The organism is Neobacillus sp. SuZ13 (assembly GCF_030123365.1).
Taxonomy (GTDB): Bacteria; Bacillota; Bacilli; order Bacillales; family Cytobacillaceae; genus Neobacillus.
Genome location: NZ_CP126107.1, coordinates 5,875,193 through 5,900,861, shown reverse-complemented (window position 1 = coordinate 5,900,861; position 25,669 = coordinate 5,875,193). Strand labels below are relative to the sequence as shown.

Annotated in this window: 27 protein-coding genes; all 27 read left to right on the top strand. The window is 43.6% G+C overall.

The features are described from left to right. Nucleotides 1-8 precede the first annotated feature (8 nt). Nucleotides 9-224, top strand: a complete 216-nt coding sequence (gene rpmE, locus QNH17_RS28985; RefSeq protein ID WP_283876738.1) for a 50S ribosomal protein L31 — start codon at nucleotides 9-11, stop codon at nucleotides 222-224. 108 nt (nucleotides 225-332) lie between these two features. Further along, entirely contained in the window at nucleotides 333-950 is a 618-nt protein-coding gene (locus QNH17_RS28980) for a thymidine kinase (protein WP_283876737.1), read from the top strand. 355 nt (nucleotides 951-1,305) lie between these two features. After that, a complete protein-coding gene (locus tag QNH17_RS28975; protein ID WP_283876736.1) occupies nucleotides 1,306-1,815 on the top strand; it encodes a hypothetical protein in 510 nt (169 codons plus the stop codon). 129 nt (nucleotides 1,816-1,944) lie between these two features. Beyond that, the gene (locus QNH17_RS28970) at nucleotides 1,945-2,568 is read left to right on the top strand and encodes a TetR/AcrR family transcriptional regulator (protein ID WP_283876735.1); all 624 of its coding nucleotides are present in this window, start codon (nucleotides 1,945-1,947) and stop codon (nucleotides 2,566-2,568) included. A 20-nt stretch (nucleotides 2,569-2,588) separates the two neighbouring features. After that, the gene (locus QNH17_RS28965; protein WP_283876734.1) at nucleotides 2,589-4,103 is read left to right on the top strand and encodes a DHA2 family efflux MFS transporter permease subunit; all 1,515 of its coding nucleotides are present in this window, start codon (nucleotides 2,589-2,591) and stop codon (nucleotides 4,101-4,103) included. 359 nt (nucleotides 4,104-4,462) lie between these two features. Then, nucleotides 4,463-5,536 (top strand): peptide chain release factor 1, encoded by a 1,074-nt coding sequence (gene prfA, locus QNH17_RS28960; RefSeq protein ID WP_144551670.1) that lies wholly within the window; start codon nucleotides 4,463-4,465, stop codon nucleotides 5,534-5,536. Continuing rightward, complete coding sequence (gene prmC, locus QNH17_RS28955; protein ID WP_283876733.1) at nucleotides 5,529-6,443, top strand: peptide chain release factor N(5)-glutamine methyltransferase; 915 nt, start codon at nucleotides 5,529-5,531, stop codon at nucleotides 6,441-6,443. The genes prfA and prmC overlap by 8 nt, the downstream gene beginning before the upstream one ends. Nucleotides 6,444-6,583: 140 nt before the next feature. Then, nucleotides 6,584-7,546, top strand: coding sequence for a stage II sporulation protein R (spoIIR, locus tag QNH17_RS28950; RefSeq protein WP_481858643.1), 963 nt, complete (start codon nucleotides 6,584-6,586; stop codon nucleotides 7,544-7,546). 144 nt (nucleotides 7,547-7,690) lie between these two features. Continuing rightward, nucleotides 7,691-8,137, top strand: a complete 447-nt coding sequence (locus QNH17_RS28945; RefSeq protein ID WP_283876731.1) for a GNAT family N-acetyltransferase — start codon at nucleotides 7,691-7,693, stop codon at nucleotides 8,135-8,137. Between the two features lie 184 nt (nucleotides 8,138-8,321). Further along, the gene (locus QNH17_RS28940) at nucleotides 8,322-9,365 is read left to right on the top strand and encodes an L-threonylcarbamoyladenylate synthase (protein WP_283876730.1); all 1,044 of its coding nucleotides are present in this window, start codon (nucleotides 8,322-8,324) and stop codon (nucleotides 9,363-9,365) included. A 219-nt stretch (nucleotides 9,366-9,584) separates the two neighbouring features. Beyond that, nucleotides 9,585-10,142 carry a manganese efflux pump MntP gene (locus tag QNH17_RS28935; protein ID WP_283876729.1) on the top strand — a complete coding sequence of 186 codons (558 nt, stop codon included), beginning with the start codon at nucleotides 9,585-9,587 and terminating at the stop codon, nucleotides 10,140-10,142. Nucleotides 10,143-10,211: 69 nt separating this feature from the next. Continuing rightward, nucleotides 10,212-10,649, top strand: a complete 438-nt coding sequence (locus tag QNH17_RS28930) for a low molecular weight protein arginine phosphatase (RefSeq protein WP_283876728.1) — start codon at nucleotides 10,212-10,214, stop codon at nucleotides 10,647-10,649. A gap of 171 nt (nucleotides 10,650-10,820) precedes the next feature. Further along, a complete protein-coding gene (gene rpiB / locus QNH17_RS28925; protein WP_283876727.1) occupies nucleotides 10,821-11,267 on the top strand; it encodes a ribose 5-phosphate isomerase B in 447 nt (148 codons plus the stop codon). A gap of 51 nt (nucleotides 11,268-11,318) precedes the next feature. Beyond that, nucleotides 11,319-11,885 carry a TIGR01440 family protein gene (locus QNH17_RS28920; protein WP_283876726.1) on the top strand — a complete coding sequence of 189 codons (567 nt, stop codon included), beginning with the start codon at nucleotides 11,319-11,321 and terminating at the stop codon, nucleotides 11,883-11,885. A 284-nt stretch (nucleotides 11,886-12,169) separates the two neighbouring features. Continuing rightward, on the top strand, nucleotides 12,170-13,411 hold the full coding sequence (glyA, locus tag QNH17_RS28915; protein WP_283876725.1) for a serine hydroxymethyltransferase: 1,242 nt from the start codon (nucleotides 12,170-12,172) through the stop codon (nucleotides 13,409-13,411). Nucleotides 13,412-13,544: 133 nt separating this feature from the next. Next, the gene (upp, locus tag QNH17_RS28910) at nucleotides 13,545-14,174 is read left to right on the top strand and encodes a uracil phosphoribosyltransferase (protein ID WP_283876724.1); all 630 of its coding nucleotides are present in this window, start codon (nucleotides 13,545-13,547) and stop codon (nucleotides 14,172-14,174) included. A 736-nt stretch (nucleotides 14,175-14,910) separates the two neighbouring features. Beyond that, nucleotides 14,911-17,124, top strand: coding sequence for a S8 family serine peptidase (locus QNH17_RS28905; protein ID WP_283876723.1), 2,214 nt, complete (start codon nucleotides 14,911-14,913; stop codon nucleotides 17,122-17,124). 363 nt (nucleotides 17,125-17,487) lie between these two features. Then, complete coding sequence (locus tag QNH17_RS28900) at nucleotides 17,488-17,712, top strand: AtpZ/AtpI family protein (RefSeq protein ID WP_026568215.1); 225 nt, start codon at nucleotides 17,488-17,490, stop codon at nucleotides 17,710-17,712. A 2-nt stretch (nucleotides 17,713-17,714) separates the two neighbouring features. Then, nucleotides 17,715-18,089 (top strand): ATP synthase subunit I, encoded by a 375-nt coding sequence (locus QNH17_RS28895; protein WP_283876722.1) that lies wholly within the window; start codon nucleotides 17,715-17,717, stop codon nucleotides 18,087-18,089. A gap of 22 nt (nucleotides 18,090-18,111) precedes the next feature. Next, nucleotides 18,112-18,825, top strand: coding sequence for a F0F1 ATP synthase subunit A (gene atpB / locus QNH17_RS28890; RefSeq protein ID WP_283876721.1), 714 nt, complete (start codon nucleotides 18,112-18,114; stop codon nucleotides 18,823-18,825). 75 nt (nucleotides 18,826-18,900) lie between these two features. Then, on the top strand, nucleotides 18,901-19,125 hold the full coding sequence (gene atpE, locus QNH17_RS28885; RefSeq protein ID WP_026568218.1) for a F0F1 ATP synthase subunit C: 225 nt from the start codon (nucleotides 18,901-18,903) through the stop codon (nucleotides 19,123-19,125). Between the two features lie 99 nt (nucleotides 19,126-19,224). Next, nucleotides 19,225-19,755, top strand: a complete 531-nt coding sequence (locus tag QNH17_RS28880; protein ID WP_283876720.1) for a F0F1 ATP synthase subunit B — start codon at nucleotides 19,225-19,227, stop codon at nucleotides 19,753-19,755. Then, nucleotides 19,752-20,288, top strand: coding sequence for a F0F1 ATP synthase subunit delta (locus tag QNH17_RS28875; protein WP_283876719.1), 537 nt, complete (start codon nucleotides 19,752-19,754; stop codon nucleotides 20,286-20,288). Before QNH17_RS28880 ends, QNH17_RS28875 begins: the two co-directional genes overlap by 4 nt. Before the next feature lie 25 nt (nucleotides 20,289-20,313). Then, nucleotides 20,314-21,825 carry a F0F1 ATP synthase subunit alpha gene (gene atpA / locus QNH17_RS28870; protein WP_026568221.1) on the top strand — a complete coding sequence of 504 codons (1,512 nt, stop codon included), beginning with the start codon at nucleotides 20,314-20,316 and terminating at the stop codon, nucleotides 21,823-21,825. Between the two features lie 101 nt (nucleotides 21,826-21,926). Then, entirely contained in the window at nucleotides 21,927-22,784 is an 858-nt protein-coding gene (atpG, locus tag QNH17_RS28865; protein WP_283876718.1) for an ATP synthase F1 subunit gamma, read from the top strand. A 177-nt stretch (nucleotides 22,785-22,961) separates the two neighbouring features. Next, complete coding sequence (gene atpD / locus QNH17_RS28860; protein WP_098571519.1) at nucleotides 22,962-24,383, top strand: F0F1 ATP synthase subunit beta; 1,422 nt, start codon at nucleotides 22,962-22,964, stop codon at nucleotides 24,381-24,383. A gap of 21 nt (nucleotides 24,384-24,404) precedes the next feature. After that, nucleotides 24,405-24,809, top strand: a complete 405-nt coding sequence (locus QNH17_RS28855; RefSeq protein WP_283876717.1) for a F0F1 ATP synthase subunit epsilon — start codon at nucleotides 24,405-24,407, stop codon at nucleotides 24,807-24,809. Nucleotides 24,810-25,669 lie beyond the last annotated feature (860 nt).

Genomic DNA, 25,669 nt, shown 5'->3' with positions numbered 1-25,669 from the left:
TGAAAAGAATGAAAGCAGGAATTCATCCAAATTATAAAACAGTAACGGTGACATGTGCATGTGGTAATACATTTGAAACTGGTTCTGTTAAGAACGAAATCCGTGTTGAGACTTGTTCAGAATGTCATCCATTCTACACTGGTCGTCAAAAATTCGCTGAAGCTGGCGGACGTGTTGACCGTTTCAACAAGAAATATGGCATCAAAACTCAACAGCAACAATAATTGTAAAACAGTACAGGCAAGAAGCAACTTACTTGCCTGTTTTTTATTTAATAAATTTACTTTTTGATATAGATTTTATGGATTTGCTAGGAAGGAGACGCCGTTTTTATGTATTTAATGAAGCAAAGCGGATGGGTTGAGGTTATCTGTGGCAGTATGTTTTCTGGAAAATCGGAGGAATTGATCCGCCGTGTGAGACGGGCTCAGTTCGCTAAACAAAAGATTGCTGTGTTTAAGCCGAAAATTGATAATCGCTATCACGATCAACAGGTTGTGTCCCATAATGGTTCTTCTTTTCATGCGAAGCCGATTGCTCATTCGATGGAGATTCTCCACCATGTGGAAGCCGATATCGATATTATTGCGATTGATGAGGTTCAGTTTTTTGATGAAGGGATTTTGCGCATTGTGCAGCAGCTGGCTGACAGCGGGCACCGTGTCGTTTGTGCGGGTCTGGATATGGATTTCCGCGGCGAGCCGTTTGGTCAGATGCCAGCGTTAATGGCGATTGCTGAATCGGTGACGAAGCTGCAGGCAGTATGTTCTGTGTGCGGTTCACCATCAAGCAGGACGCAGCGCTTAATTGACGGCCATCCAGCCTCTTACCATGACCCAGTCATCTTAGTAGGTGCCTCCGAAGCGTACGAGCCTCGCTGCCGCCATCACCACGAAGTCCCAAAAACTGCCGTCTACCGGACAAGCATCGAGCAGGAAGCAACAAATTAATATAAAGGGTGTCGTCAGTTTACATAATTAGTGCCTGACACCGTAACTGATTTTAACACTATGGTTAACTACAACTGTCTGAGAAGGGGATTCTCGGGCAGTTTTTTTTGTTTGGTTAGGTTGGCTTTGTTGCGGTGATTTTTGGGTGTTGGCGAAATAATTGGGTGGTTTGGCGAAAAAGTCTAGGAGTTTGGCGAAATACCGGGTGTGTTCGGCGAAATTCCGGTGGAGTTTAGCGAAATCCATCACAGCATTGGCGAAATCCCATTCTGAGCGGCCGAATTTTGCTTCTTGGAAAGAATTCTCTCGCTCTGTTCCGGCAGCCTCCGGGCATGATAGTAATGGGAGGTGTAAGATGCAAAAGTTTATGCTGTTTCTCTCATTATGTATGATGTTTTTAATTAGCGGCTGTAATGGGAATGAAGGCGGGAATCATGGGAATGAAGAAGCTTATGATCTTCAGAATGACCGTTCAGCACCGAATTATATGTCCAACCGTGACGGCAATACGCCTGCAAATATGGCCAATCGAGGCGAAAATAAGCAACGGATGGTCGAAGATGATATCACCAACCAAAACCCCAATTTCCTCAACTTGAGTAGAACGGGGAGCGGCTCTGAAACGGGTGGCGGAAAAGACACTGCCGAAGATATCAACAAGGCAAAACAAGTGATTGCTGATTCAAATGAATTTACGCTCGATTCGGTCTGGGTCAATGGTGACCGGATGTGGGTATCTGTTTATAAAAAAGGAATGCAGTCTGAACAGGGAAAAGTTAAGACGGAAGCCCGCCTTCACCGGAAACTAATACAGGCTTTACCGCGCTATAAAATCGAGGTGCGCGTAAAAGAAGATCGTAGGTAGCATGCTCTGAATTTCAGGGCATGTTTTTTTTAGTTTTATGACGCACTGTCACTTTTTTGTTGACGTATGACACAGTGTCATATATAATTGGTTTATGACATGGTGTCATATATAGATAGGAGAGGAAAAATGCCCAAACAAACCTATTTTCACTTACCGAAAGATAAGCAGGACAAATTAATTGAAGCTGCTAAAGAGGAATTCTCCAGAGTCCCATTACATGAAGCATCTATTGCGAATATCATCAAAAGTGCGGGAATTCCAAGGGGGAGCTTTTACCAATATTTTGAGGATAAAGAGGATATATATTATTTCTTGTTAAATCAACTTGCGCAAAAAAATAGTGAACGATTTATTAGTATTCTTAAAGAAAAGAATGGGGATTTATTTGAGACATTTATGGAGTCATTTCAATTTTTGATTACATTCCATAGAAATCAAGAACACCAAAACTTTTTTAAACATGCTTTTTTAAATATGAATTATAAAGTAGAGAATACATTCGCTAATCATGTTTATGAGCAAAATCAAAAAGCGCAGTTCTTAAATATGGTCAGCCTCATAGATAGAGAAAATTTAAACATCGAAAGTGATCAAGAACTACATCATATTTTAAAAATGATGGGGGCTGTAACCTTTCAGAATTTGATCCAAATGATTGTAAAGGATTGGACGGATGAGGAAGCACTTATGAATTATAGAGTGCAAATCGACCTGCTAAAAAGAGGATTTTATAAAGAAGAGTCTCAATAAAGGATAAGGAGATAGGATAAATGGATTCAACATTACAACAAAGAAAACCGCCATATTTAATGATCGCGATTTTATTTATCGGGGCAATGGTTTCTTTTCTCAATAACTCACTTCTAAATGTAGCACTGCCATCAATTATGGTTGACTTAAAAATAAAAGACTATTCAACGGTTCAGTGGTTATCGACAGGTTATATGCTGGTCAGTGGGATATTAATTCCGGCTTCAGCCTTTTTATTAACACGTTTTTCAAATCGTCGATTATTTATTACATCGATGGCAATTTTCACCTTAGGGACTTCAGTGGCGGCCTTTGCTCCAAACTTTGGACTGTTACTCACAGGGCGAATGATTCAAGCAGCCGGTTCTTCGGTCATGGGACCTTTATTAATGAATATTATGTTAGTAAGTTTTCCACGAGAACAGCGTGGGACGGCCATGGGTATTTTTGGATTAGTTATGATTACAGCCCCAGCAATTGGCCCTACATTATCAGGTTACATTGTAGAGTACTATGACTGGCGCGTCCTTTTCGAAATGATTTTACCGTTAGCGGTTATTAGTTTATTATTAGCTGTTTGGAAACTTGAAAATGTGATGGAACAAAACAAAAGTGCAAAACTTGATTATTTTTCTATTGTATTGTCTAGTATTGGATTTGGTGGATTGCTATACGGCTTTAGTTCGGCGAGTTCCGATGGATGGACAGATACAATCGTATTAACAACATTAATCGTGGGTGGTATCGCGCTCGTTGCCTTCATTGTTCGTCAATTAAAAATGAAAGAGCCATTATTAGATTTGCGTGTATACAAGTACCCAATGTTTGCGCTTGGGTCAGTTATTGCGATTGTGAACGCAGTTGCCATGTTTTCCGGTATGATTTTAACACCGGCGTATGTTCAAAATGTACGGGGGATTTCACCACTTGATTCAGGTTTAATGATGCTGCCTGGTGCAATTGTGATGGGGATTATGATGCCGATTACAGGTAAATTGTTTGATAAATTTGGTCCTCGTATTCTAGCAATAATCGGACTTGTGGTTACAGCAATTTCAACTTACATGCTAGCAAACTTACAAATTGATTCTAGTTATACCTATATTGTTCTTGTTTACACATTAAGAATGTTTGGTATGTCGATGGTAATGATGCCAATCATGACAAACGGGCTAAATCAATTACCTTCTCGCCTAAACCCACATGGTACAGCTATCAACAATACAGCGCAGCAAGTGTCTGGTTCGATTGGTACAGCTATTCTTATAACCATCATGAATTCTGTGACAAAAACTGAAGCTACAAGCCTAATGGCTGGGGTCGATCCGACAACGCTGACAGCAGCTTCTACAGCTCTATTAACCAAACAAGCTTTATTAGCAGGTATTCAATATTCATTTTATGTCACACTTGCCATTAATATTGTCGCACTCGTATTAGCATTATTCGTTAAACGTGTGGATACAAGTGAAGAAGTGGTTAGACAGTTGGATCAGCAGGGGAACAAACAAATGGAGCCTGCAGCCATTCAATAAATAAATTTTAATTAAACTGGTTGGCTTATCGTGACGGTAAGCCAGCCTTTTTTTTAAAATTAGGCTTTGTTAAAGGTTAATGTTGATTTTGGCACTTTGTTGACCTTCGTTCCAGGCACGAAGACTCCTGCGGGAGTACGGGTCAGGGGAGACCCCGCAGGAGCAAAGCGACGAGGAGGCTCCCCGGCACGCCCGCGAACCGCTTGTGCCTGGAACGGAAATCAACAGACTAGTTTAACACAGCCTAAAATGAAAAAATCTCTTGCGAAAAAAATCCCCCCTAGAATTTGGTTTTGACGGTTGTTTTCACCTATACTATAATTAGAATGTTATGGACAAAAAATTGAGGTGAATAGACTGTGTTTGATCGTCTTCAATCGGTGGAAGATCGCTATGATAAGTTGAATGAACTTTTGAGCGATCCAGAAATCATTAATGATTCAAAAAAACTACGTGATTATTCAAAAGAACAATCTGATATACAAGAAACAGTACAAACATATCGTGAATATAAAGAGGCGCGTGCGCAGCTTCAGGATGCGAAAGCGATGTTGGATGAAAAGCTGGATGCTGAGATGCGTGAAATGGTGAAGGAAGAAGTTAACGAACTGGAAGCGCAGATCGTGGAATTAGAAGCGAAGATGAAGATCTTGTTGATTCCGAAGGATCCGAACGATGACAAAAACGTTATCTTTGAAATCCGCGGCGCGGCGGGCGGAGACGAAGCGGCTTTGTTTGCAGGGAATTTATATCGCATGTACAGCCGTTTTGCGGAAGCGCAAGGCTGGAAAATTGATGTTCTTGATGCAAGCCCGACTGGCCTTGGCGGCTACAAGGAAATTAGCTTTATGATTAATGGTCAGGGTGCTTATTCGAAATTGAAGTTTGAAAACGGCGCACACCGTGTGCAGCGTGTTCCAGAGACGGAATCAAGCGGCCGGATTCATACGTCAACGGCGACAGTGGTGTGTTTGCCGGAAGCAGAAGAAGTAGATGTGGAAATTAACGATAAAGATATTCGTTTTGATGCGTTCGCATCGAGCGGTGCCGGCGGTCAGTCCGTTAACACGACGATGTCAGCAGTTCGTTTAACACATATTCCGACGGGGATTGTTGTTTCGATCCAGGATGAGAAATCGCAACATAAGAACAAAGATAAAGCGATGAAGGTTTTACGTGCCCGCATTTATGATAAGTACCAGCAAGAAGCGCAGGCAGAGTATGATTCTGTCCGTAAATCGGCAGTTGGTACAGGGGACCGTTCAGAGCGGATTCGTACGTACAACTTCCCGCAAAACCGGGTGACGGACCACCGCATTGGCTTAACGATTCAAAAGCTTGATCAAATTTTGGAAGGCAAGCTCGATGATATCATCGATGCGCTGATTATGGATGATCAAGCGCGCAGGCTGGAAGATTCCTCAAATGAGTAAAAAAGTATTCGAAGCTCTTCAATGGGCTTCTTCTTTTTTAGGTCCAGCCAATCGTGATGCGAATGCGGGTGAGCTTTTGCTGCGCCATTTCACTGGGATGAGCCGGGCGCAGTTGTTTGCGAATATGCACGATGAGTTAGCTCCGGGTGTGTGGGAGGACTTTGAAAAAGCGGTTTTTGACCATGTGAAAGGTGTTCCGGTTCAGTATATCATCGGGACGGAGGAGTTTTATGGGCGGCCGTTTCTTGTCAATGAAGAGGTGCTGATTCCGAGACCGGAAACGGAAGAACTCGTCTACGGCGCGCTCCAACGGATCAAGCAGCTGTTTGGCGGCACGAAACAAGTCATCAAACTATCAGATATCGGAACCGGCAGCGGCGCAATCGCCATCACCATGAAACTGGAAGAAGCGGAGCTTAGGATGGTGTCAGGCACCGATAGTCCTGTTCAGCCAGTGTTAATGGTGTCAGGCACCGATATTGCGGAGGCGTCTTTGTCTGTGGCTCGGGAGAATGCGGTACGGCTTGGGGCTGAGGTGGAGTTTTTGCAGGGGGATTTGCTGGGGCCGTTTTTGGAGAGCGGGGCTCGGTTTGATGTGATTCTCTCGAATCCGCCTTATATTCCGCTCGGTGATATCACGACGATGTCGGAGGTTGTGACGGAGCATGAGCCGCACCGGGCGTTGTTTGCGGGGACGGACGGCTTGGATTTTTACCGCCGCTTTATGGTCGAGCTGCCGCAGGTGTTAGAGACGCGCGCGCTGGTTGGTTTCGAGATTGGGGCTGGTCAGGGTGAAGCGGTAGCGGAGCTTTTGCAAAAGACTTTTGCTAGTGCGAAGGTAGAGATTGTGAATGATATAAATGGCAGGGACCGGATGGTGTTTGCTGAAATAGGCTTCGGAGATTAGTCTCCGAGGCCTTTTTTTAAAGGTCGCCACGAATTGCCATCATGAATCTCTGAAATATATCAAAATTTAATAGTTTAAGATTCTGGCATTTTGTCCAAAATGAAGATATCGAAGGGACGGTGCTAGAATTGAAGAGTAAAATGATTGTTTGGGGATATCTTATCGTTTTATCATTAGGGACGATGTTGAATTTATATATGCCGAAGACGGAAGCAGCACAGAAGGAATCGATTGTGATTCCTGGGGAAGCGATTCGGCTCAGGATTCTTGCTAATAGTGATTTTGAAAAGGATCAAGCGATTAAACGGAAGGTGCGCGATGCGGTCAATGCGCAGATTACACTGTGGGTACAGGATTTAACTTCGATGGAAGAGGCAAGAAAGATCATCAATGCGAAGCTTCCTGAGATTCAAGAGATTTCGGAAAAAGTGGTTCGTGACCAAGGGTCGACACAATCCGTGAAGGTTGAATTTGGCAAAGTTCAGTTTCCAACGAAATTATATGGTCAATTTTTATATCCAGCAGGAGAATATCAAGCAATTTTGATTACTTTAGGTTCAGGTGAAGGGGCGAACTGGTGGTGTGTGCTTTATCCGCCATTATGCTTCCTTGACTTTTCAAATGGTGTGGCTGTAAGTGATGGGTTTGAAGAGAAGAAGGCCAAAGCAAAAACAGTAAGTCCAGAAAAGCCGCAGGCAAAGGTGAAAAAGGGAAAAGAAGAGTCTGAGACGGTGAAGGATGAAGAAAAAGAGGGTAAGGCTGAGTCTAAGAGAAAAGTGGCTAGGGTCAACGAGGAAATCGTGGTAAAGGAAGAAAAAGCAACTGAGAAGCATGAAAAAGTAGCGGTGAAGGAAGAAACAGAAGCTGTGAAGCACGAGCCAGTGGCAGCGAAGAAAGAAAAAGTTGTTGAGAAAAAAGAGCAAGAAGTGAAGAAGCCAGAGAGGCTGATTGAAAAAGAGAGACCTGTGTTCAATGAGATAATGATTGAGGAAGTGTCAGTGGAAGTGGCTAAGAAGGAAGCACCTGTGTATACTTCCGAAGATGAAAAGCCGGTAGAAGTGAAGTTTTTTGTGGTAGAGATGTGGGAGAAGATGTTTAACTAGACCAGTTCCATTCGTGGGGCTGGTTTTTTGCGGTCGTGTGTATACTGTGAATAAATTTTACTAGATTCCTGAATCTAGCGGTTCTATTTTTTCTATTTCATCCATATTCATAGAGTAGAATCTGAAAAAGAGGTGGATGATAGGATGCAGGCATTGATTCGCAGGGCTAAAAAAGAAGACTTGGACAATTTACGAGCGTTTTTATCGCGAGCGAACCTGGGGACGGATGGAATAAATGATGACTCGATTGACTATTTTTTGTTGTTAGAAGATGAAAGCGGGACATTAAAGGGGTCGCTGGGGATGGAGGCGTTCACGGAATTTGGTTTGTTGCGTTCCCTCGTGGTGTCACCTGGACAAGCTGAAAAGGAAATCTTCGTCCTCTTTGATCAAATGGTGCAATTGGCGAAAGAAAAAGGGATGAAAGGTTTATTTTTGGCAACTAATAAGAGCGTAGCCTTACCGTTTTTTGAGTTAATGGGCTTTCAGAGAGCCCGCCGGGAAGAATTACCTAGCGAATTTTATCAGTCAGAACATATTCGACACGTTTTAAATGTGGATAACTCACTATTTTTAAAATTTTCATTATAATTGTGGATATATCCACAAAGTTATCCACTTTTTCACGGAAGTTGTGCACAATTTGTGGATAAGACTTGTATTTATGCACACCTTCTTTTATACTTTCAAACGTATTAAGTGAAAAATATGAGTCTAGGTGACTAAATTCGCCAAATTTCGCTAGTAGACTCGTTTGAGATAAAGGTGGATAACTATGAACACGAAAGTCTGGAAAGTGGATAAGTATGTGGATAATCTTGAAAATAATCCACAAGTTGTGGATGCAGCAAATTTTTTACGGGATAACGAAGTGGTTGCCTTGCCGACGGAGACAGTTTATGGCCTGGGCGGGAATGCGAAAAGTGATGCGGCGGTGGAAAAGATTTTTGCCGCGAAAGGCAGACCAAGTGATAATCCACTGATTATCCACATTGCGGATAAAAATCAGTTGAAGGCATTTGTGGCTGAAGTTCCGGAGAAAGCGGAACGATTAATAGAAGCTTTTTGGCCAGGGCCGTTGACGATTATTTTTAAAAGGATAGAAGGTGTTCTCTCAGAAACTGCAACAGCAGGCTTAGCGACGGTTGCGGTCAGGATGCCGGACCACCCTGTTGCGCTGGCATTGTTGAAAAGTTGTGGATTGCCGATTGCGGCACCGAGTGCGAACAGTTCGGGCAAACCGAGTCCAACAACTGCCGATCATGTTTTGGACGACTTAAATGGAAAAATAGCGGGTGTGATTGACGGCGGCGCCACTGGAATTGGTGTGGAATCAACGGTGGTCGATTGCACGGAGGCGATACCGGTGATTTTACGGCCGGGCGGGGTAACAAAGGAGCAGCTCGAATCCGTTGTTGGGGAAGTTCATGTTGATGCAGCGTTAACCGATGAAGCGGCGCGGCCAAAAGCACCAGGCATGAAATATCGCCATTACGCCCCAAATGCCCCGCTTTTTATGGTGTCAGGCACCGCGAAATTTCTTCAAGGATTAGTAGAAGAAAAGCGGCAGGAAGGGTTGCGGGTCGGAGTGTTGACAACGGAAGAAAATGCCCGGTTGTTCGAGGCTGATGTGGTGCTTACGTGCGGGAAACGGGCTGAGCTGGAGACAGTGGCAGCTGCGCTTTATGATACGTTACGAAGATTTAATCTAGAGAAGGTCGATGTCATTTATAGTGAGGTCTTTCCGAACACAGGTGTCGGACATGCCATCATGAACCGCCTTCAGAAGGCAGCGGGAAATAAATTAATTATAGAATAGCCGTAGCCACCAGGTTCTCCCTATAAAAAAGGGGGGCTGGTGGTTTTTTTGTGGTGTCAGGCACCAATAGTCATTTTCGTTACAAATTTTGGAATTAGAAGGGTGGGATAAGCGGTATAATAGATGTAAGTGAGGTCGATTCTAGTCTCCAATATGACTTCTAAAATAGTTTGGACGTGCATATGCTTAGGTTAGTTAGTCCAAGGGGGCGGAGTCCGAATGTCTGAAATGATTAGTGAATTAATAACTTTGATGTTAATGGCGTTTGCGCTAGGGATGGATGCATTTTCAGTCGGGCTTGGCATGGGAATGTACAAACTTCGGCTTAAGAAAATATTCAATATCGGGATAACGATCGGCCTATTCCACGTCTGGATGCCGCTTTTGGGTTTATTGGCGGGAAAATTTTTATCAGAGAAATTTGGTGCGTTTGCGACTTTTATCGGCGGTTTTCTGCTGATTTTGCTCGGTATACAAATGGTCTGGTCGACCCTTAAAAAGGGGGAGGAGAAGGTCATTTCCCCAGTTGGCTTTGGCTTGTTAATTTTTGCCTTGAGCGTAAGCCTGGATAGTTTTTCTGTTGGACTTACTTTAGGCATTTATGGTGCGAAAACAATCATGGTGATTATCTGTTTTGGTATCATGGCAACCGTGCAAACGTGGTTAGGATTACTGCTCGGCCGAAAGATGCAGGGCTGGGTAGGAGCATATAGTGAAGCAATTGGCGGCGCGATTCTCCTTGCGTTTGGAATAAAGCTGCTCGCCCCATTCTTGTAAGGAAGAAATCCTCGGCCTTCCTATGGTAAAATTATTTACATAAGAATCTTTCAAGGAGGAGGAAACACATTGCAGCGCATTTTATTTGTATGCACAGGAAATACGTGCAGAAGTCCGATGGCTGAAGCAATTTTGAAAAATAAACAAATGGATGAGATCGAAGTGAGATCAGCTGGAATCTATGCAGCGAACGGTAATGAGGCATCCGCACATGCGAAAAAGGTGCTCGAGGACAATGGAATCGCGCATAAACACCGTTCCAGCTTGTTAACCCGTGACGAAATCGATTGGGCCGACCTCATCCTCACCATGACATCCTCACACAAGATGGCGATTCTCCAGCAATACCCGCAAGTGGGTACTAAGGTCTTTACTTTAAAGGAATACAGCGGTGAAAGCTTTAATCCTGATGTGGTCGATCCTTATGGCGGATCCCTGGCGATGTATGAACAAACCTTTCGTGAACTAGATGAATTAATTGACAAGGCGATTGGAAAACTAAAGTAATACTTGCTGGAATGCTCTCTTTCTTTAGAAGAGGGCTTTTATTTTTGAGCAGGAACTTTCTATTTCGGCGAGGGTATGTCAAAATAAATCAGGAGAGCGGAAGCGTCCGATTGTTGCGGGTGCTGCGCTGGGACATACATAAATCAAAATGAAAACAGGAGGGATTTTTTCATGAAAGTAGCTTTAGCATCAGACCATGGCGGGGTTAATCTTCGCAAAGAAATCGCCAACCTACTCGTAGAGCTTGGCATTGAATATCAAGATTTTGGCTGTGAGTGCGAAACATCTGTCGATTATCCAGATTACGCACTGCCTGTTGCTGAAAAAGTGGCGAAGGGTGAATTTGACCGCGGCATCCTGATTTGTGGGACGGGCATTGGCATGAGCATTGCGGCTAACAAGGTGAAAGGGATTCGCTGTGCACTGGTTCATGATACATTCAGTGCCAAAGCAACACGCGCCCATAATGATTCCAATATTTTAGCAATGGGCGAACGCGTCATTGGCCCTGGCTTAGCCCGTGATATTGCCCAAGTCTGGCTAACAGGTGAATTCGAAGGCGGCCGCCATGCAGGCAGGGTTGGGAAAATTGGCGAATACGAGGATAAGCACCTTTAATTCATCAAGATTTGGAGTCGAACGCGAAATCTGTTAGGGGAGGGAAGGCGTATGATCCAAGAATGTGAAAAAGAGCTGGAAGCAATTTTAACAGAATTCAAAGAACAGGCAGATTTGAAACCGGGACAGCTGCTCGTGGTTGGCTGCAGCACCAGTGAAGTGATCGGGGAGCGAATCGGAACTTCTGGGACAGTCGAAGTAGCTGAAATAATTTTTCGAAGCCTAAAAAAGCTTCAAGCGGACACAGGTATTGATCTGGCGTTCCAATGCTGTGAGCATTTAAATCGAGCCTTGGTCGTCGAACGTGCGGTGGCAGAAGCAAAGCGCTTTGATGAGGTTTCGGTTGTCCCTGTCCGAAAAGCAGGCGGGGCAATGGCAACCTATGCCTTTGGGGCGCTGGAGGATGCAGTCGTGGTGGAGTTTGTAAAGGCGGATGCCGGAATCGACATTGGCAATACCTTGATTGGCATGCACCTAAAACATGTTGCCGTTCCTGTCCGCGTGACGCAAAAAAAGATCGGCCAGGCACATGTAACACTTGCTAAAGTACGTCCGAAACTGATTGGCGGGGCGCGGGCTGTCTATGAGCGCGAAGCCGACAATTTAAGCTGTACATAAATTTTTGTGGTGCCTCACAATTGGGTGTCAGGCACCATAATAAGCTGGTAAATTTAAATAGAATAGAAAAGACATCGACTAAAACACGAATATTATCTATAAAAATTTAATTTTTGTTCGTAAATTAATGTCCTTGCAGATAAAATGGTTCGCCATATGTGAGAAAAATAATTAAAAACCGAAAAATGTTTCTCTTTTAATTTATGAGTGTTTCGTGCTAAAATAAAAAAGAATTTTCGAACATGTTAATAGTAGTCACTTATATATAAGGGGGATTTTTTGTCATGAAGCATTTGCCTCAAGCGGATGAACAGGTTTTTCAAGCGATTCAAAAGGAATTAGGTCGTCAACGCTCTAAGATTGAATTAATTGCCTCAGAAAACTTTGTTAGCGAAGCAGTCATGGAAGCACAAGGCTCTGTGTTAACGAACAAATATGCAGAAGGCTATCCAAACCGACGCTATTATGGCGGCTGTGAATATGTTGATATCGTTGAAGACTTAGCCCGCAACCGTGCGAAGGAAATTTTCGGTGCGGAATATGTGAACGTGCAGCCTCACTCAGGTGCACAAGCTAATATGGCAGTATACTTCACAGTTCTTGAGCAAGGCGACACTGTCCTTGGGATGAACTTATCCCATGGCGGCCACTTAACACACGGCAGCCCGGTTAACTTCAGTGGTGTTCAGTATAACTTTGTTGAGTATGGTGTAGACGAAACTACTCACCGCATCAATTATGATGATGTTCGTGCCAAAGCTCTTGAACACAAGCCAAAGATGATTGTTGCTGGAGCGAGTGCCTACCCACGTGCGATTGACTTTGCGAAGTTCCGCGAGATTGCTGATGAAGTTGGCGCGTACTTAATGGTTGATATGGCTCACATCGCCGGTCTAGTTGCGGCTGGTTTGCACCAAAACCCAGTTCCATACGCGGATTTCGTGACTACAACAACGCATAAAACATTACGCGGCCCACGCGGCGGGATGATCCTTTGTAAAGAGGAATTTGGCAAGAAAATTGATAAATCTATCTTCCCTGGGATTCAAGGCGGTCCACTGATGCATGTCATCGCTGCGAAAGCCGTTGCTTTTGGCGAAGCATTGCAGGACAGCTTCAAAGATTACGCGGGCCAAATTATCGCCAATGCTCAGCGCCTAGCGGATAGTCTTCAAAAGGAAGGCTTACAGTTAGTATCCGGCGGTACGGACAACCACCTCTTGTTAGTGGATGTAACAACACTTGGATTAACTGGTAAGGTTGCTGAAAAGGTCCTTGATGAAGTTGGTATCACTGTTAATAAAAACACGATTCCATTTGATCAACAAAGCCCGTTTGTGACAAGCGGTATCCGTATCGGAACAGCGGCAGTTACAAGCCGTGGCTTTGCTGAAGAGGAAATGGACGAGATTGCATCCATCATTGCGTTTACCTTGAAAAACCATGAAGATGCAGCGAAGCTTGAGGAAGCAGCAGGACGCGTCGAAGCTTTAACAAGCAAATTCACCCTATATCCAGAGTATTAAACATTTAAGAATCGGCCCCAAGTGGGCCGATTTTTTTTGAAAAATCTAACTAGTTATTCTGATTTGCTCATTAGATTATTTTTCTGTAAAATGAGACGAAGTGTTTGTTAATTTTAAAAAAGGGGCGATCATTGTGGCCAAGGTATTCGTATTTGACCATCCATTAATTCAACATAAACTAACTTACATACGTGATAAAAACACTGGAACAAAGGAGTTCCGAGAACTTGTTGATGAAGTTGCCACGCTGATGGCGTTTGAAATTACAAGGGATATGCCGCTAGAGGATATCGATATCGAAACACCTGTTTGTCCAGCGAAATCCAAGGTGCTTTCCGGTAAGAAAATCGGGATTGTACCAATCTTGCGTGCAGGAATCGGAATGGTCGACGGTATTTTGAAATTGATCCCAGCTGCGAAAGTAGGCCATGTTGGTCTTTACCGCGATCCTGAAACATTGTTGCCGGTTGAATATTATATTAAGCTGCCGAGTGATGTCGAAGAGCGTGATTTCATCGTGGTGGACCCAATGCTGGCAACGGGCGGTTCGGCGATTGAAGCTATTCGCTCCCTGAAGAAGCGCGGCGCAAAACATATTAAATTTATGTGTCTAATCGCAGCACCGGAAGGCGTAGATGCAGTCAAGGAAGCCCACCCTGATGTCGATATCTATATCGCAGCATTAGATGAGAAATTAAATGACCACGGCTATATCGTCCCAGGTCTAGGTGACGCTGGAGACCGGTTGTTTGGTACGAAATAGGATTTTTTTTGAAAAAGTCGAGTATTTACTCGGCTTTTTTTGTTGGGGTTTTATAAAAAGGGGTAATTAAAAGGTTTTTGGTTTCAAAATTAGGTTATCTTTTTGGTGAAAAATGTATAATTGTACAAAGCATCTAAAAAGATGCACTAAACCTCTCAAAATTGCTCTTCAGGCAAAAGCGAAAGATAAAAGCTGCATTCCTTCTCGCCGTATATCTTTATGTGCAAGCACCAAAAGCCTGCCTTTAGTAAAAGGAAACTCGCGCAGTTAGTCGACATCCTTTTAGCCCACCATCAAACTCCTATTCCTGATATTCTCCAAACCTACAAATTATCCAAAGATGACATTAGCACAGGGGTGTTATGCCCTAAGCGCCCAACCGGTACGATGGCATTCTATTCAGCTAAGTGGAACTGCCATATTTGCGGGCATTCCTCCAAAACTGCTTTTTTTCAGACAGTCGATGATTATATGCTCTTATTAGGACCGACAATTACCAGGAAATAGTTCGCTGAAATTTTGGGCATTGACTCCCCCTTCATCGCAGGGCATCAACTGCGGTCACTCAACCTCCCATCGTCTGGATTAAAACGAGGGACAAAATACACCATTCCGAAAAATCAACTCTTGTGCCCGCTTGATGAAAAGGGAATCAATGAATATACAATCCCTACAAAATGACACGCATACTTTCCCCCCACAAAGAAAACGATATGAAAAAAGGGGAAATCTGCTGATGAAACTTCTACTTGCGTTACTGCTAGCTTTTCAAACTCCTAAAATACTCATTCATCCTTCCATCACTGAAAGCACAAAGGAAACTACCGCCATTATTATTCTGGACAAACCACAAACAGAACAGCAAATCCGGCAACTCATTAAACCGTATAAAGATATCAAGCTGCGCAGAGTTTATCACGACGCCCTAGATGGATTCTCCGTCCAAGGCAGCGCCGAAACACTCGCCAAGCTCACAGCCAGCGGCCAGAAACAAATCATCAACGTTTCACCAGTCATCCAGTACCAGGCCCAAACAGAAGAGAGTGTGAAAATTATTGGCGGGGAGGAAGTCCGCAGCCTTTTTGATAAAAAAAATCAACGGCTTACTGGTAAAGGGGTCACGGTGGGGGTGATTGATACCGGCGTCGACTATACGCATCCGGACCTCAAGCGCAACTTTGCCGGCGGCCGCGATTTGGTGGACAATGACCGCGATCCGATGGAGACGCTTGCTCTCGGTAAGGCGACCATCCACGGGACCCATGTCGCGGGCATCATTGCAGCCAATGGAAAAATAAAAGGCGTCGCCCCGGAGGCGAAAATTGTGGCGTACCGGGCGCTTGGGCCGGGTGGTGGCGGAACGACAGAGCAGGTGCTTGCCGCGATAGATCAAGCCATCAAGGATAAAGTCGACATTGTCAATCTTTCCCTCGGAAATGATATCAACGGTCCTGACCTGCCGATCAGCCTTGCCCTTAACCGTGCGGTCGACCGCGGCATCGTGGCAGTGGCAGCTTCGGGAAATTCAGGACCAGATGTGTGGAGCGTCGGTTCACCAGGGACGGCCTCGAAAGCGATCTCGGTTGGGGCATCGACGCCAACCCTCGAGACTCCTTACATATCTATAGAAGGAAGTCGGGAACAATTCCAAATTGAGCCGATGGAAGGCTCGGCCACGTGGAACCTCGACCGTTCCGTAGACTTAGCCGATGGCGGTCTTGGCCGACCTGATGAACTGAAAAATGTCGATGGGAAAATTGCTCTCATCCAGCGGGGCATCCTAACTTTCACACAAAAAGCGGAAAATGCCCAAAAAGCGGGGGCAAAAGCGGTCCTGATCTACAATAATGTCAGCGGAGGCCGCTTCATGGGAAACCTGGACTCTCAGCTGACCATCCCTGTCGGAGCACTCGCGAAGGGTGACGGAGTTATTTTACAAAAAGAAATAAAAAAACAAACGACCTCGGCAAGAGTCTTGGTCAGTGAAGATCGGGACCAGCTCGCCGACTTCAGCTCGCGCGGTCCAGTGACAGGGTCATGGGAAATCAAGCCGGATATTGTCGCACCCGGGGTGGCGATTAACTCGACTATTCCAGGCGGGTATTTGTCTTTGCAGGGGACGAGTATGGCCGCACCGCATGTCGCGGGGGCTTGTGCGTTAATCAAGCAGGCCCACCCGGATTGGACGCCGGTGCAGATCAAAGCGGCTCTGATGAATACAGCGATTCCTCTGACTAAATCAAGCGAAGCAGCGAATCCTGGCAAAGCTTATTACCGCACCTTTGAACAGGGCGCCGGCCGCATACAAGTCGATGAAGCGATTAAAGCGAGCACCCTCGTATCGCCTAGCAGTATCCGCTTTGGGAAATTTACCGAGCAGAGTGATGTCCAGAAAACCAGCCTACATGTGGAAAATACAGGTTCGCGCACGCAGCGCTATTCCTTCGATATCCCTCCGCATGTCGATGGGCTCCACTGGCGGCTGCCGTTATCGTTTACGCTCGAACCGAAACAAACGAAAGACATTACTGTGGAGTTAACGGTTGACCCGAACGTGTTTAAGGGGAAAATTCAAGACGGTTATCTTAGGCTCCAGGCAGGAGCGGCAGCCGTCCGCATTCCTTATCTATATGTGTTGGAAGAGCCGAACTATCCACGCGTGATGGGCTTTGATTTTACGAATGGCGACAAACCGGGGCAGTATCGCTATGAGGTTTATTTGCCAGGCGGGGCTGAGGAATTTGGGATTGCGTTGTTTAATCCAGAGGATTACCGTTTTGTTGGCTTTTTAGATACGATTACTAATGTGAAAAAAGGACTAATTCACAGGGACATTCCAAGCGAACAGCTCCCACGGGATGGATCCTATCTGGTAAAGATTTTTGCAAAAAAAGCGAATAAAGAGGATTTTCTCGAGCGGATGATCACAATTGAGAAAACACAAGACTAACAACCATGCCCTTTCCTGGGCGTGGTCCACTATATTTCTAAACCATAATAAAAGTTCATAAAATTGTACCATTAGTATAATTCTAAACGTTCACAAAATAGACACAAAATGGGCAAATTTCATTCACATTTTACAATACAATAGTGATGTTGGATAAAGTTCTGAAATGGAAAAAAATTCGGCGAATACTTTGTGGTATAATTCACGTAAATTCATTGACATTGACAGGGCGCTATTGTATGCTAACAAAGGGTGTAAATGATAGGGTTTTCATGTAAAAAAATCTATTGAAAGATAGTTTTTTGGCCTGAATTTTTACCAATTGCCCGTTTGACATTCTCTCCAGAGTGAGGATGTGTTTATATGCGTAAAAACAACCGCAACCCATTACAAGCTATGGCTTTAATGTCCGCAATTGTCTCCCAATTAGTTGGTTCCATTCTAATAGGTATTTTCTCAGGCAGATGGCTGGATCGCCATTGGGGCACCGAGCCAATTTTCTTAATAATCGGACTGCTCATCGGTCTTGCGGCGGGCACCTATTCCATGCTTCTTTCAATCCGCCATTTCTATTCAGGAGAAAAATAACTATGCCAGATTTCAGAGTCATGTTCAACAGACAGCGCAAATGGATTTTTTACTTGTTGTCCATTTATGTTCTAGGCTGGGGCTTCACTTCTTATCAAACCGTATTTTCAGGACTGATTCTTGGGACATGCTTCAGTTATCTGAACCTGTGGTTCTTGGTTAGAAAGACGGAAAGCTTTGATAAAAAGGTAACAGAGGGTAAAAAACCTAAATCCTTAGGGTCGCTCTCGAGAATGGCAATGGCTGGAATTGCCGCGTTAATCGCCTTAAGATATCCAGAGCAGTTCAATATGATTTCCTTAGTGGTAGGATTGATGACATCCTATATTGTCATTATGATAGATTATTTTTACCATGCTTTGCATGTACATAAATGAAGCGGAAGCGAGGTGAGTTTACATGCATCATGAGGCTCCAGAGTTTGAATTTATGGGTCTTTGGTTTAATGGCGCAAACATGCTGATGATTTCGATTGCTAGTTTAATCGTTTTCTTAATAGCAGTCCTTTCTACACGGAAGTTGGCAATGAAACCTACAGGGATGCAAAACTTCTTTGAATGGGTGATGGACTTTGTGAAAGGGATCATCAACAGTACGATGGACTGGAAAGAAGGCGGAAGATTCCACATTCTTGGTATTACATTAATTATGTATATTTTTGTATCCAATATGCTAGGTCTTCCATTTGCAATCGTGATTGATGAAAAGCTTTGGTGGAAATCACCAACAGCCGACCCAATCATTACTTTAACACTAGCCGTTATGGTATTGGGACTATCCCACTATTATGGCGTCAAGTTAAAAGGTGCAAAGGGTTATGGAGAAGGGTTCTTCGCTCCGATGAAATTCTTATTCCCTTTGAAAATTATTGAGGAGTTTGCCAATACGCTGACTCTTGGTCTGCGTCTATATGGTAACATTTACGCTGGTGAGTTGCTTTTATCCCTATTAGCAGCAGGCTTAGCGCATCAAGGTATTGCCGGCACGATCGCAGCGATTCCGCTGACAATGGTATGGCAAGGGTTCTCTATTTTCGTTGGTACGATTCAAGCTTATATTTTCACAATGTTAACAATGGTTTACTTGGCTCATAAAGTGAGTCACGACCATTAATAATACACCGTTCATTTTTATGAACAATATAAAAAAATAATTTATGTTTCATACATTTAAGGAGGAAAAAAAGTAATGACAGGATCAATTGGTGTTTTAGCAGCAGCAATCGCAATCGGTTTAGCAGCAGTAGGAGCAGGTATTGGTAACGGTCTTATCGTAGGACGTACAGTAGAAGGTATCGCTCGTCAACCAGAACATCGTGGTTTACTACAAACAACAATGTTTATCGGGGTTGCGTTAGTTGAAGCATTACCGATTATTGGGGTAGTTATCGCGTTCATGGTATTAAATAAATAATTTTAGGCAAATTCACATTGGCGATGATCAACAAATCCTCGCCATTCATTTATGCGTTTTTTCTATCGTTAAGCAACTCTTGAAAGGAGTGAACCGAGGGTGTTAACAAACAGTTTTGTATTAGCGACTGCTGCTGAAGGCGGCGGCCACATTAATACTGGAGATATCTTCTTCCAGCTTATCGTTTTTATTGTTTTGTTAGCCTTGCTCAAAAAGTTTGCTTGGGGTCCATTAATGGGCATCATGAAACAACGTGAAGAGCATATTGGTAACGAAATTAGTGCGGCAGAAAACAGCCGTTTAGAAGCACAAAAGATTTTACAAGAGCAGCGCGATCTTTTAAAAGAAGCTCGTAATGATGCTCAAAACCTAATTGAAGGTGCGAAAAAGCAAGGCGATATTCAGCGTGAAGAAATTATCGCTGCAGCCCGCACTGAAGCTGACCGTATTAAAGAATCAGCTAAGCTTGAAATTGAGCAGCAAAAAGAAAAAGCAGTTGCCGCGATTCGTGAGCAAGTTGCGTCCCTGTCTGTATTGATTGCTTCTAAAGTTATTGAAAAAGAAATCACTGCAGCAGACCAAGACCAACTTATTAACGAATATATTAAAGAGGCAGGAGAAGAGCGATGAGCAACTCTATGGTAGCTAAGCGCTATGCGTTGGCTCTTCTAAATATTGCAAAAGAGACGAATTCGCTCGGAGTTATTGAAGAAGAACTTCGTGTAGTGAAAGAAGTTGTACAATACAATCCTGAATTAAAAGCCATCTTAAATTCTTCTAAGCTTTCACTTGTAAAGAAAAAAGAAATTATTAAGACTGCTTTCGCATCAGTTAATGTAAATGTACTCAATACACTGTTGATCTTAATCGACCGCCACCGTGAAGACCAAATCATTGATTTGGCAGATGAATTTTTAGAGCTGGCAAACGAGGAGATGGGCGTTGCCGAAGCTGAAGTTTACAGCACACGTGCGTTAACGGATGCAGAACGCGAAGCTATTTCATCTGTATTTGCTGCTAAAATTGGCAAAAAGTCACTAAAAATTGAAAATATCGTAGATTCCAACTTGCTTGGAGGCATTCGCCTTCGCATTGGAAATCGTATATATGACGGGTCATTAAGAGGTAAACTCGATCGTTTAGAACGTAAATTGTTAAGCTAGATTCGAAAGATTAGGGGTGAAACTCATGAGCATCAAAGCTGAAGAAATTAGTTCCCTGATAAAAAAGCAAATTGAAAACTATCAGGCGGAAATTCAAGTAACTGATGTTGGTACAGTTATCTCAATCGGTGACGGTATCGCACGTGTTCACGGCCTTGACAATGTAATGGCTGGAGAACTTGTTGAATTTTCAAATGGCGTTATGGGTATGGCACAAAACCTAGAAGCTAATAACGTCGGTATTATCATTCTTGGACCTTTCACTGAAATCAAAGAAGGTGACGAGGTTCGCCGTACAGGACGCATCATGGAGGTTCCGGTTGGTGAGGAACTTATTGGACGCGTTGTAAACTCACTTGGACAACCAGTTGATGGTATGGGTCCAATCAACACTACAAAAACACGCCCAGTTGAAGCAGTTGCTCCAGGCGTTATGGCTCGTAAATCCGTTCATGAGCCATTACAAACAGGTATCAAAGCGATTGACGCCCTAGTGCCAATCGGACGTGGTCAACGTGAGTTAGTTATCGGTGACCGTCAAACAGGTAAAACATCTGTTGCTATTGATACGATCTTGAACCAAAAAGGTCAAAATATGATCTGTATCTATGTTGCGATCGGTCAGAAAGAATCTACAGTTCGTAACGCCGTTGAAACACTACGTAAATACGGCGCATTAGAATACTCAATCGTTGTTACTGCATCTGCATCACAACCTGCTCCATTGCTTTACTTAGCTCCATATACAGGAGTTTCAATGGCTGAAGAGTTTATGTATGCTGGCAAACACGTATTGATTGTATATGATGATCTTTCTAAACAAGCAGCTGCATACCGTGAGCTTTCCTTGCTGCTTCGTCGACCTCCAGGTCGTGAAGCATATCCAGGGGATGTATTCTACTTACACAGCCGCTTATTAGAACGTGCTGCAAAAATTAACGATACACTTGGTGCTGGTTCGATCACTGCGCTTCCGTTCATCGAAACACAAGCGGGCGACGTTTCAGCGTATATCCCAACAAACGTTATTTCGATCACTGATGGACAAATTTTCTTACAATCTGACTTATTCTTCTCCGGTGTACGTCCGGCGATCAACGCTGGTTTATCCGTATCACGTGTAGGTGGATCTGCACAAATCAAGGCGATGAAAAAGGTATCTGGTACCTTACGTCTTGACCTTGCATCATACCGTGAATTAGAAGCATTTGCTCAGTTTGGATCAGACTTAGATAAAGCAACTCAAGCGAAATTGAATCGTGGGGCGCGTACGGTTGAAGTTCTTAAACAAGACCTGCACAAGCCGCTTTCAGTTGAAAAGCAAGTTGCAATCCTTTACGCATTAACACGCGGCTTCCTTGATGATATTCCATTAGAGGATGTACGTCGCTTTGAATCAGAATACCTTAATTGGTTAGACCACAACCGCAAAGAGTTGTTAGACCATATTACAAAAACGAAGGATCTTCCTTCTGATGACGATATGGCTTCTGCAATCAACGCCTTCAAAAAGACGTTTGCAGTTTCCGAACAATAGGGTCTGACATTTAGAACGGTGAGGTGAGCGGTACTGTGTGAAAACTTCACATGATGCCGCGCGCCTTCCAGACATTCTTTGAAAAAGGGTGGTGAGAACCTATGGCTTCATTACGTGAGATAAAAACTCGTATTAATTCAACGAAAAAGACGAGTCAAATAACAAAGGCAATGGAAATGACCTCTGCTGCAAAGTGGAATCGTGCGGTCGTGAATGCAAAGCAATTTGTTCCTTATATGGAAAAAATTCAAGAAGTAACGGCATCGATTGCACTTGGCTCAGGCGGAGTAAATCATCCTATGCTTACATCTCGACCTGTTAAGAAAACCGGTTATGTTGTCATGACTTCTGACAGCGGACTTGCTGGTGCATTTAACAGCAACGTGCTACGTCGAGTGAGTCAAACAATTAAAGAGCGTCATAAATCGAATGATGAATTTGCGATTATTGCAATCGGACGTGTAGCACGTGACTTTTTTGTCAAGCGCGGCATGAATGTAGTCCTTGAAACAATCGGGATTCCAGCTCAGCCGAACTTTGCTGACATTCAAGACATTACCCGTGCAACCGTTGGAATGTTTGCCGATGGCACATTCGATGAACTATATATCTATTACAGCCATTATGTGAGTGCCATTTCACAGGAAGTTCAAGAGAAGAAGCTCCTTCCGCTAACGGATTTAACCGCTTCTAACAAGCCTATTTCCTATACATTTGAGCCGTCTGCAGAAGAAATATTAGAAGTTCTCCTGCCTCAATATGCTGAGAGCTTGATCTATGGTGCTCTGTTAGACAGCAAAGCGAGTGAGCATGCCGCTCGGATGACAGCAATGAGAAATGCAACAGATAATGCGAAAGAACTAATCAATCACTACACACTAGTCTTCAACCGTGCCCGTCAAGCATCGATTACCCAAGAAATCACAGAAATCGTCGGCGGTGCCGCAGCGTTAGAGTAGGAAATGTAGTTTCTTTAGAATAATCCAGTATAACCATTTAGATTTGAGCTGGGAACGATCATACCGTTCCCGACTCATTTTGTTCAGCTTAGAACAATGCGCGTGACCATTCTTAGACCATTTTCTAAAATGCTTTTGGGTGGTTTTTCGCGAAAGAGTAAGTTAGGAGGGAAAACGATGAGCAAAGGACGCGTTCTTCAGATTATGGGTCCGGTAGTTGACGTTAAGTTCGAAAGCGGTCATCTGCCTGCGATTTATAATGCGTTGAGAATTTCAAGTAAAGCGAGTAATGCTTCCGAAGTTGATATCAACATTACCCTTGAAGTAGCTCTTCATTTAGGTGATGATACAGTTCGTACGATTGCGATGTCAACGACTGATGGTTTAACTCGTGGAATAGAAGTTGAAGATACTGGTGCACCGATTTCTGTACCAGTTGGTGATGTTACTCTTGGTCGTGTATTTAACGTATTAGGAGAAACAATTGACCTTGATCCTGCAATTCCAGCAAATGAGCGCCGTGATTCTATTCACCGCGAAGCACCAACATTTGAAAACCTTTCTACTCAGGTAGAAATTCTTGAAACTGGTATTAAAGTAGTAGACTTACTTGCTCCTTATATTAAGGGTGGTAAGATCGGTCTATTCGGCGGTGCCGGTGTAGGTAAAACCGTATTAATCCAGGAATTAATCAACAACATCGCACAAGAGCACGGTGGTATTTCCGTATTTGCTGGTGTTGGTGAGCGTACACGTGAAGGTAATGACCTTTACCACGAAATGACGGATTCTGGCGTTATCAAGAAAACTGCGATGGTATTCGGACAAATGAACGAGCCGCCTGGTGCACGTATGCGTGTTGCTTTAACTGGTTTGACTATGTCTGAGTATTTCCGTGATGAGCAAGGACAAGACGTGTTGTTCTTCATGGATAACATCTTCCGTTTCACGCAAGCAGGTTCTGAGGTTTCCGCGCTACTTGGCCGTATGCCATCAGCGGTAGGTTACCAGCCAACTCTTGCAACTGAGATGGGTAAATTACAAGAACGTATTACATCTACAAACTTAGGATCAGTTACATCGATCCAAGCGATTTATGTACCAGCCGATGACTATACGGATCCGGCTCCGGCTACAACATTCGCTCACTTAGATGCAACAACAAACCTTGAGCGTAAGCTTTCAGAGATGGGTATTTACCCAGCGGTGGATCCTTTGGCTTCAACATCTCGTGCATTGTCACCTGATATTGTTGGCGAAGAGCACTACAATGTAGCTCGCCAAGTTCAATCAACATTACAACGTTATAAAGAGTTACAAGATATCATCGCGATCCTTGGTATGGATGAACTTAGTGATGATGATAAGTTAACAGTACAACGTGCGCGTCGTATCCAAGTATTCTTATCTCAAAACTTCCACGTTGCTGAGCAGTTTACTGGCCAGCCAGGTTCTTATGTACCTGTTAAAGAAACAGTTCGTGGTTTCAAAGAGATTCTTGAAGGTAAGTATGACCACCTTCCAGAAGATGCGTTCCGTTTGGTTGGACGTATCGAAGACGTGCTTGAGAATGCAAAACGCATGGGCGTTGAGGTCTAAACTGAGCCTGGAGGGTAAAAAATGAAGACGATTAAAGTCAGTATTGTTACTCCCGATGGCCCGGTGTATGAATCAGATGTAGAAATGGTTAGTACCAAGGCAACAAGTGGTGACCTAGGGATTTCTCCTGGTCACATGCCTTTAGTTGCCCCGCTGGAGATTACGTCTGTTCGTCTTAAAAAAGGCGGTCACACGGATTATGTTGCGGTCAGTGGTGGATTTTTAGAAGTCCGTCCTGATCAAGTGACGATTTTAGCTCAATCAGCGGAACTTGCTTCTGAAATTGATGTGGAACGTGCCGTAAGAGCGAAGGAACGTGCAGAACAGCGTATGAGAGATCATCAGGCTGCGCATACCGATTTCAGACGTGCGGAGCTTGCTTTACAGCGTGCCATCAATCGCCTCGCCGTATCGGAAAGAAGATAATATTAAAGATAAAACCCCTTTGGTGGCAATTTTTCCGAAAATTGTTGCTGGAGGGGTTTTTTGTGGTTGTTGTGATAGGTTTTTAGCCTTTTCTTTAAGGAGAAGGTTACCTTGGCTATTCCTAGTTTGACTGGCAATTTGGTTAGATGGATAGTGCGTTTATTGGAAGTGGACGATAAAAGAGGGAAAGCGGCAGATAAATTTTTAAAAGCGGCCGATATAATTGAAAAGTGGCCGATAAATATTAAAAGTGGCCGATATAGTTAGGAAAGTGGCCGATATGGCTAATGGGCGGTTAAAATTTTGATTAGAGGGTCTTGTTTTTTATAAAAATAGGTAATTTAAGAGGCTGTTTCCCGGAAATTAGAATATAGGATGCATAGATCACTCCATCCGCAGACTTTTACAGTTGGATTTGTGCTCGATAATGGAATATCTGCATGATTTGTTAGTAGATGAATATGATTATAGAAGGACATGTTACTTGTTTTAGATAAATTGCTTTTTCAGAAGAATATAAGGGTATTCCGAAAAAGAGATATTGGGTGAACGTTTTATGACAAATCTCACTGACATTGGACACATTTTGGTGTTAAATAGAGGTTGTTGTCGAATTTATTAGGTATTTGACCGTGACCTTTATTTGGCATGCCCTCTTCCGCTTTTGCTGGAGTTTGCAAAATTCCCGATTGAAAGTCTCTTTTGATAGCGAGCCCTCAAGAGCCTTTCAACTGGGAATTTCGAGGCGGTTAGAATTCCAATTTTTATGAATACGGCTTGTCGACATGGGTTTGTAACAATGCTATAATGAATTCGGTTACAATATTCACTAGTATGAAAATTTACAACATTGGAGGGGA